Below are 7,984 nucleotides of genomic sequence, written 5' to 3'. Positions count from 1 at the left end.
CAGCCTAGCCGCAAGCCCGCCCGGGTTGCGGCCCGGGCGGGCTTGCGGCTAGGCTGAGGGCGACGCCCGGCCCCGGCGCAACGGAGACGGAGGACAAGGTGACGACCCATTCGGCCGAGAACGCCCGCGACCTTCAATCCATGCTCCGCAAGGCGGGGCCGCGCGACACGATCGAGCTGAACGGCCAGTTCGGCGAGGTGCGGCTCGCGGGTATACGGCCGGAGGCGACGGTGACGCTCCGCGCCGCCAAGCCCGGCGCGGCACATTTCGAGAAGCTCATCCTCGGCGACTGCGCCAACATCGCCTTCGCAGGGCTGACGATGTGGCCGCTCGCGCCGGTGCCGCGCGTCGACCGCAAACTCTATCTGATCCACGCCTATCCCGACTGCGCGGGGATCGAGGTCTCCGACACGCTCTTCCGCGGCCGCGCCGACAGCGACAACCACGCCAAATGGACGCTCGCCGACTGGACCGAGGCGAAGATCGGTGCGGCGCTCCTGCGAGGGCCGAACAGCGTCATCCGCAACAACGCCGCGATCGGGGTGAATTTCGGCTACGGGGTCAGCGGCAGGAACTCCGAGATCTTCGGCAACCTCATCTTCGGTTTCTCGGGAGACGCCTTCCGCGCCACCGAGGACAACTGCGTGGTGATCGGCAACCGCGCCACCGACGCGATGCAGGTGGACGCGAACCACTCCGACGCCTTCCAGGCCTTCAAGACTTCGGGCCTCCTCAACGGGCTCGTGGTCAAGGACAACGTGCTCGTGGAATGGACAGTGCGGCCCGACAATCCCTTGCGCGCGAAGATGCAGGGGATCAGCTTCCATGGCGGCCCCTATGCCAACGTCATCGTCCGCGACAACAAGGTCGCGACCACGAGCCCGAACGGAATCCACTTGAACAACGTGAGGGGTTTCGAGGTCACCGGGAACCGCGTCCGCAACGCCGACGGCCAGCGCGGCCGGATCCCGCGGATCTGGATCGACCACTGCTCGGGCAACATGCTGCTTGCCGACAACGAGGCGGAGAACTTCACGCTCCAGCGCGGCCTCGGCGGGCCGAGGAACCGCGAACCGGACTATTCCGCGCGATTCTGAGGCGCCATCGCTGCGCGGGGCTTCCTGGAGCGGGTAGCGGGAATCGAACCCGCACCTGGAGCTTGGAAGGCTCTCATGATACCATTTCACCATACCCGCCCGGGCTGAGGCTGACCTAGGCCAGCGCGGGTCCGAGGTCAAGACGTCGCATCGGCTGCCCGGTCAGCCGATGCGCCCGGCACCGCCTCCGCCAACGCCGGAGCGCCGATGCCCGCGCCCCCGGAGACGGGCGGAAGCTTACCCACACTGACGCGCGTCAATGACAGTGCGTCGTGTCATGCCCATGCTTCCCCGTGATGCTGGCGGAAGCCGCAGTTTCCCCCGGCAAGCTCTTAACTCGGGAGGACAGCATGACAGACAGCAGCGGACAAGACGTCACCCACCCGCGGGAAGGCGAAGGGCACCCCCTGTCGGCAAGCCGCCGCGGTTTCCTGAAATTCGCCGCACTGTCAGGGGCGGCGGTGTCGGTTTCGATGTCGGCCCGCCGCGCCATGGCGGACGGCGCCATCGGCTATCACGCGATGGACCTGCCGGACGACAAGCTTGTCGACATGTACCGCACGATCCTGAATATCCGCTGGCACGAAAGGACCCAGGCCGACCAGATGCTCGGGAACCCGGAGTACCGGGGATACAACCACTTCTACGCCGGGCAGGAGGCCGTCGCGACCGGCGTCTGCGCGGCCCTGCGCAACAGCGGGCCGTTCGACCAGATCGACCTCGTCTATTCCTCGCACCGGCCCTCGGGCCATGCCATCGCCAAGGGCGTGGACATCCCGAAGATGGTGGCCGAGATGGATTTCCGCGCGACCGGCATGAACGGCGGCTACGGGGCCGAGATGCATATCTCGGACCCGGCGGTCGGGTTCATCGGCGCGGACGGGATGATTGGTCCGGCCCCGGTCATCGCCTCCGGCTCCGCCTTCGCCTTCCGGGCGCGGGGCTCCGACCAGGTGGCGGTGGTGTTCGCCGGCGACGGCAACTATGCGGCGCCGCACTTCCACTCCACGCTCAACAACGCAAAGCTCCTCGACCTGCCGCTGATCTATGTGTGCGAGAACAACCTCTATCACCAGTACGCGCATTACTCCTACTCCTGCCCTCACACCGACATCGCCGATGCCGCCGCAGCCTATGGCATCCCGGCGCGCACCGTGGACGGACAGGACGTCACCCAGGTCTACAACGCGGCGAAGGAAGCCGTGGACCGTGCCCGGGCGGGGGGCGGGCCGACCTTCATCGAGGCCAAGACCTACCGCTACTACAATCACTGGGGTGCCCCGGGGGCCAAGCAGGGCGAACTGGGCGCCTTCGGCTACGACCCGCTCGCCATCACCTCGTTCCGGCCCGAGCGCGAGGTCCGGGCGTGGATGCAGCGCGACCCGGTGGACATCGCGCGCAACATCCTCGTCGACTGGGGAATCCTTGACGAGGCCCGCGCGGCGGCGATCGAGGAGGAGGTCAAGGCCGAGATCAAGGCGGCCTTCGAATGGGGCCTGTCGCAACCGCTCTGCACACCCGAGGACGGGCTGAAGCATGTCTTCGCCGAAGGCACGGTAGTGCCGCGCCAGTTCGGCTGATCCGCCCCCGATCTTGAAAGGACACGACAATGACCGAGAAAAGCTGGATGTATGCGGTGCTTGAGGCCGTCCAGGCGGAAATGCGGGCGGATCCGGCACTGACCTGGATCTTCGAACTGACCCCGCCCGTCGCTTCCAACCCCGGGATGCCCGTGATCAATCTCGAGACGGAGTTCGGCCGCAAGCGCGTGGTCAATACCGGCATCGACGAGAACTGGATGGCCTCGGCCGTCCTCGGCGCCGGCCTCGCGGGGTCGCGATCGGCGACCTACATCCCCTATCAGGGCGCGCTTATCCCCTTCGAGGTGATCCAGAACGTCGCCGGCAAGCTGCGCAGCATGACCGGCGGCAAGGCTTCGATGCCGGTGGTCTGGATCATCGAGATGACGGGCCAGACGCCGGGCTTCGCCGGGCAGCATTCCTGCTACGAGGAAGACAGCTACTACATGCACATTCCCGGGGTGCGAACCATCATTCCCTCCACGCCCTACGACGCGAAGGGGCTGATGGTGGCGGCGCTGCGGTCGCCCGATCCGGTGGTCTATCTCTATCCCGCCGGGCTACGGACGCTGACCGAGGAGGTGCCGGACGAGCAATACGAGGTGCCGCTCGACAAGGCCGCCGTTCGGTTGGAGGGCAGCGACCTGACCATCGTCAGTTCGGGTGGGGGAATGCCCGGCGTGCTGGAGGCCGCCGAGGTGCTGAAGGCCGAAGGCATGGGCGTGGAGGTGATCGACCTTCGCATCCTGAAGGAGATGGACACCGAGACGCTGGTGACTTCCGTCGCCAAGACCAAGCGGCTGCTGACGGTGGACCAGTCCTACTACACGCTCTGCCCCGGCGCCGAGGTCATCGCCCGGTGCGCAGAGAATGTGGATGGCGCCAGGTTCAAGCGCGTCGCCTTCCCCGATGCACCGCCGCCGGCATCGCCCGAGATGTTCCTCTGGATGCGGCCGAGCGTCGAGGGTATCGCCGGGGCGGCCCGTGCGCTGGTCGGCTGACCCGGCCTCCGGCACAGCCGCCGCCCCGCAGGAGTTGCCGCCGTGCACCTCCTGCGGCAAGGGACGGCTTGCCCGCGACAGGGTCCGCACCGCGCTCTGGCACGGCCGGCGGCTCGTCGTGGTGGAGGATATCCCGGCACTGGTCTGCGACCGGTGCGGCGAGCGGTTCTACGACGATGACACCGCCCTGGCGCTCGACCGGATGCGCGGGGCCGGTTTCCCGCCGCAACGCGCCCTTCACCATCTGGAGGTTCCGGTCTTCGCGTTCGAGCCCGCGCGCGGGCCGGGCGGGTCCGCCACGGGCGACGGGGGCGGCAATGCGCCGGAATGACCTGCCGGCAACCGCGGCGTTCGCCGCGCTGATCTGCGTCGCGGCCGGCGTCAGGTCGGAGGAGGCCGCCTATCCGTTCATGCCGCCGGGCGGGCGAACGATCCTTTTGGAGATCGTCGGCGGCGATCCGAAGGCGCTCGCCGAGGCCGCGCTTCGCAAGGCCAGCGCCACGGACTGGGCGGAATGGGCGCGCACGCGGGAACCGGCCCTTTCCGACGCCGCGCGCGACACCTTCGCGGGCTATGCCGCGCTCAACTTCCCGGTGGCGACCGACGTCGCCACGGCGATTGGGGAAACCGGCGACGCCGCGCGCCTGCCGCGCGACGGCAAGGATCTCGCTATCGCGCAGTGCCAGTTCTGCCACTCCTTCTTCACGGGATACCTGATGCAGGACCGCGACGAGACGAGTTGGCGCGGCACCTTCAAGGCCCCCTTCCACGCCGAGATCCCGATGACGGAGGCCGAGCGGAACACCTTCGCGCATTATTCCGCGATCAACATGCCGCTGAAGTTCACGGACGTGCCCCCGGAACTGCGGTTCTGAGGCGCCTCAGGGAGACGCAGACATGACACGGTTCCTTCCTCGACCCGCAGCCCTTGCCGCGACGCTCCTAGCATATCATGGCGCCACGGCCATCGCGCAGGAGGATGTCTTCGCCTTCATTCCCGCCGGGGGGCGCACGTTGCTGGAGGCGGCCCGGGCCGAGGGGCTTTCCGCCCGCCTCGAGGATGCGGTCGCAAGTGAAAACGGCGACATGGAAACCTGGCGCGGACGGATCGAGGCGGCACGCGCGGAGGCGCCGGGGCTCGCGGCGCTCGACCAGTGGCAGACCGACACGCTGGCGCATTACCTCGCCGCGAACGCGCCTCTCATGGCCGACGCGCCGTTGCCGCGCGACGGCCGCGACATGGCGCTCGCGCTCTGCCAGTCCTGCCACATCATCACCGTCGTCGTCACGCAGGAGCGGACCCGCGAGGCCTGGCTGCGCACGATGAACTCGCCGAGCCACGTGGAGATCGCGACGACCCCGGCGGAGCGCGAGGCCCTGGCCGACTACCTCGTCCTCAATGCCGGGATCCCGATCGACCAGATCCCGCCCGAACTCCGCGCCGGCGGCGCGTCCTACTGAGCGGCCCCGGGGCCCGGAAGGCGGCCCGGAAGGGATGTCAAGGCGCCACCAGATGCTGTTCACCTCGGTCCAGTTCCTGGTTTTCCTGCCGGTCGCGGTCCTCGTCTTCTGGTCCCTGCCCGTCCGCTTCCGCCTGCCCTGGCTCCTCCTCGCCAGCCTCGTCTTCTACGGCAGTTTCGGCCTCCCGAACCTCGTCGCGCTTGCCATGGTCGCGGCCATCGTGATCGTGGCGGGCCGCGTGCTGCGGGCAGGATCGCCGGGCTCGCGGCGGGCCGCGCTCTGGTCGGGCACACTGGCGATCCTCGTCATGATGGGCCTGCTGAAATATTACGATCCGATCGCCGCCGGGCTGGAGGCCCTGCCGATGCTCGGCCTCACCTCGCCGGCGGGCTTTTCCTTCTACGCCTTCACCGCGATCGCGCTCCTTGCGGACCGCTACCGCGACCCGGTGGCAGCGCGCGCGGACGATATGCAGGAACTGCTCTACCTTGCCTGGTTCCCGAAGGTCCTCGCCGGACCGATCGAGCGGATCGGCCCCTTCGCGGCGCAGCTGGTCGAAAGGACGCCGATCACCTGGCCGCAGGCGGCATCCGGCCTGCAGCTGATCCTCTGGGGTCTCGTCAAGAAGGTCGTGATCGCCGACAACCTCGCCCCCTTCGTGGACCGCACCTATGCCATCCCCGCCTACGCGGTGCCGGTCGAACTGATCCTCGCGAACTACTTCTTCGCCTTCCAGATCTACTGCGACTTCTCGGGCTATACCGACATCGCCCGCGGCACCTCTCACCTCTTCGGCATCCGCCTGTCTGAGAACTTCCGCCGCGCCTATTTCTCGCGCTCCGTGGGCGAGTTCTGGTCGCGGCGCTGGCACATCTCGCTTTCCGACTGGTTCCGCGACTACGTCTATTTCCCGCTCGTCGGGCCGGAACGGAAGCCCTGGCGGATGCATGCGGGCATCCTCGTCGTCTTCATGCTGAGCGGCATCTGGCATGCCGGGCTGGGCTACGGCATCGGCTGGGGATTCGTCGTCTGGGGGGCGCTGAACGGCGGCTACCTCCTCGTCGAGCGCGCGCTGAACCCGGCGAGGCGGCGGCTGCGCAAGCGACTGGGCGCATCGTGGGCGGCCAAGCTCCACACCGTCCTCGCGGTCCTATTGGTGTTCCACCTGATCCTCATCAGCTGGGTGTTCTTTCGCGCCGCCGACCTTGGCGTCGCCGTGACGGTCCTGACGCGGATCTGGGCGGCGCTTCCCGACCTGCCGTCGCTCCTTCCCGCCTATCCGTTCACCGCCGAGCACATCTTTCTCGGCGCCCTCGTCGCCGCCCTCCTCGTGATTGAGGCGGTGATGGAGCGCGAGGACGCGGCGGAACGCTTCGCCTCCCTGCCGCGCCCGCTCCGCTGGGGCGCCTGGTATGCCTGCCTCTTCGCGCTGATCCTGCTCGGACGGTGGCAGGGCGAGGTCTTCGTCTACATGCAGTTCTGAAGGGCCCCGATGGAAAGCCTGCGCCAGAGATCGCCGTTCCTGCCCCTCCCCGCCGGGGTCCTCGCGTTCCTCGCGGTCTTTGCCGCGCTCTACCTGGCCGCTGCCGCCGTCGCGGAGTTCCGCGTCGGCCGTGCGGGGAAAGACTCGGCCATGCAGCGGCTGCTCGCGGCGCAGGGCGCCAAGGCCGATTGGCTCGTGCTCGGGGCGTCCCATGCCCTGCCGCTCGACTACGGGGACGTGCCCGCGCGGTTGCGGGACGAAACCGGCCTGACGATGATCGTGCTGGCCGAAGTGGGCGCGGGCCCGCTCTACAGCGATTTCGCGCTGCGCCAGGCGCTGAAGGATCTGCAGGTCAGGAACATCCTCTACGTCGCCGATTCCTTCGCCTTCCAGTCAGCCGAGTGGAACGAGCGGCGGATCGGCGACCGCAAGCTCCTGCGCAGGACGCCGCTCAGGGTGGAAACGCTCGCCACCGTGGCCGGGATGGTGGCGACGGAGGGCGTCGCGCCCGGCGCGCTTCTCGACTACGCCACCGCCTTTTCAAAACTCAACCCGCCGGACCGGTTCCCGCGCGACGACTGGCGCGGCGCGGATACCTTCGACCGCCGGTTCCGGCCGTCGCGCCACGCCACGGCGGCCCGCATCGACTATCTCTTTCCCGAACCGCCCTCGGCGGCCGCGATCGCGAGATACCTCGGCGTCCTGGACGGCATGATCGCCCGTGCCCGGGCCCTCGGGGTCGCCGTGACGGTGGCGCGGCTCCCGGTGCCGGAGGCGTTTCGCGCGGCCCTGCCCGCAGAGGCGGCATTCGACGCGGCCTTGCAGGAGCGACTCGCCGCCCTCGGCGTGCCCCTCTACGACTGGAGCGCCGCACTCGACCTTCCCGCGCTCTACTTCGACACCGATCACCTCAATCGCGACGGGGTCGCGCGGCTCTATGAAGACCTGCTACGGCCCGTGCTGGCGCCGGGCCGGTGAGCGCGGCCGAACGCCGCCTCGGCCGATGCAGCAGCAGCGGCCAAAGTGTCGGCGCGTTGCCGCTGGTTGCGGACCGCAGCCAGCGCGTTCTCGACGTCCTCAAGCGCCCGCACGATGGCGTCTTCATAGCGCAGCACGGCTTCGGACTGACCGGCCTCGGCGATCTCGTTGATCGCCTGCGTCCGCCCAGCGTTGAAGATCGGCATCGCCAGCAGAGCCGCGGCGTTCGTATAGCGCGCGGCACCCAGGCTGAAGTCGTTGACGTCGGCACTGCCGCGACCGAACAGCGCCCCGACGAACAGCCGCGGGAACCACTCCGCATAGGCTTGTTGCCGGCGCGCATTGGCGGCGTCGAGCTGCGCCTTCGCGGCGAGCAGATCGGGC

Annotated in this window: 9 protein-coding genes and 1 tRNA gene; 8 read left to right on the top strand and 2 right to left on the bottom strand. The window is 68.7% G+C overall.

The features are described 5' to 3' along the window. Positions 1 to 98: 98 nt before the first annotated feature. Positions 99 to 1,097 carry a hypothetical protein gene (locus F9K34_RS15265; protein ID WP_291337980.1) on the top strand — a complete coding sequence of 333 codons (999 nt, stop codon included), beginning with the start codon at positions 99 to 101 and terminating at the stop codon, positions 1,095 to 1,097. Between the two features lie 25 nt (positions 1,098 to 1,122). Here F9K34_RS15265 and F9K34_RS15260 read toward each other — a convergent pair. Continuing rightward, a tRNA-Gly gene (locus tag F9K34_RS15260) sits at positions 1,123 to 1,196 on the bottom strand. 251 nt (positions 1,197 to 1,447) lie between these two features. Between F9K34_RS15260 and F9K34_RS15255 the strand changes: the two genes are divergently transcribed. The 7 genes from F9K34_RS15255 to F9K34_RS15225 are packed head-to-tail and all read left to right on the top strand — an operon-like array spanning position 1,448 to position 7,600. Further along, positions 1,448 to 2,677: a thiamine pyrophosphate-dependent dehydrogenase E1 component subunit alpha gene (locus F9K34_RS15255; protein ID WP_291337979.1), complete on the top strand. Its 1,230-nt coding sequence runs from the start codon at positions 1,448 to 1,450 to the stop codon at positions 2,675 to 2,677. A 29-nt stretch (positions 2,678 to 2,706) separates the two neighbouring features. Continuing rightward, on the top strand, positions 2,707 to 3,678 hold the full coding sequence (locus tag F9K34_RS15250; protein WP_291337978.1) for an alpha-ketoacid dehydrogenase subunit beta: 972 nt from the start codon (positions 2,707 to 2,709) through the stop codon (positions 3,676 to 3,678). Beyond that, the gene (locus tag F9K34_RS15245; RefSeq protein ID WP_291337977.1) at positions 3,662 to 4,009 is read left to right on the top strand and encodes a type II toxin-antitoxin system MqsA family antitoxin; all 348 of its coding nucleotides are present in this window, start codon (positions 3,662 to 3,664) and stop codon (positions 4,007 to 4,009) included. Before F9K34_RS15250 ends, F9K34_RS15245 begins: the two co-directional genes overlap by 17 nt. Continuing rightward, complete coding sequence (locus tag F9K34_RS15240) at positions 3,996 to 4,553, top strand: hypothetical protein (protein ID WP_291337976.1); 558 nt, start codon at positions 3,996 to 3,998, stop codon at positions 4,551 to 4,553. Before F9K34_RS15245 ends, F9K34_RS15240 begins: the two co-directional genes overlap by 14 nt. Before the next feature lie 22 nt (positions 4,554 to 4,575). Beyond that, positions 4,576 to 5,139: a hypothetical protein gene (locus F9K34_RS15235; RefSeq protein WP_291337975.1), complete on the top strand. Its 564-nt coding sequence runs from the start codon at positions 4,576 to 4,578 to the stop codon at positions 5,137 to 5,139. A gap of 52 nt (positions 5,140 to 5,191) precedes the next feature. Further along, positions 5,192 to 6,622: an MBOAT family O-acyltransferase gene (locus F9K34_RS15230; protein ID WP_291337974.1), complete on the top strand. Its 1,431-nt coding sequence runs from the start codon at positions 5,192 to 5,194 to the stop codon at positions 6,620 to 6,622. A gap of 9 nt (positions 6,623 to 6,631) precedes the next feature. Further along, positions 6,632 to 7,600 carry a hypothetical protein gene (locus F9K34_RS15225; RefSeq protein ID WP_291337973.1) on the top strand — a complete coding sequence of 323 codons (969 nt, stop codon included), beginning with the start codon at positions 6,632 to 6,634 and terminating at the stop codon, positions 7,598 to 7,600. Here the strand turns inward: F9K34_RS15225 and F9K34_RS15220 are convergent. Continuing rightward, positions 7,558 to 7,984: TolC family protein (locus tag F9K34_RS15220; RefSeq protein WP_291337972.1), on the bottom strand; the 427-nt coding region annotated here is incomplete at its 5' end. The genes F9K34_RS15225 and F9K34_RS15220 overlap by 43 nt on opposite strands.

Source organism: Albidovulum sp. (genome assembly GCF_008933605.1).
Lineage (GTDB): Bacteria > Pseudomonadota > Alphaproteobacteria > Rhodobacterales > Rhodobacteraceae > Albidovulum.
This window is presented reverse-complemented; position numbering and strand designations above follow the sequence as displayed.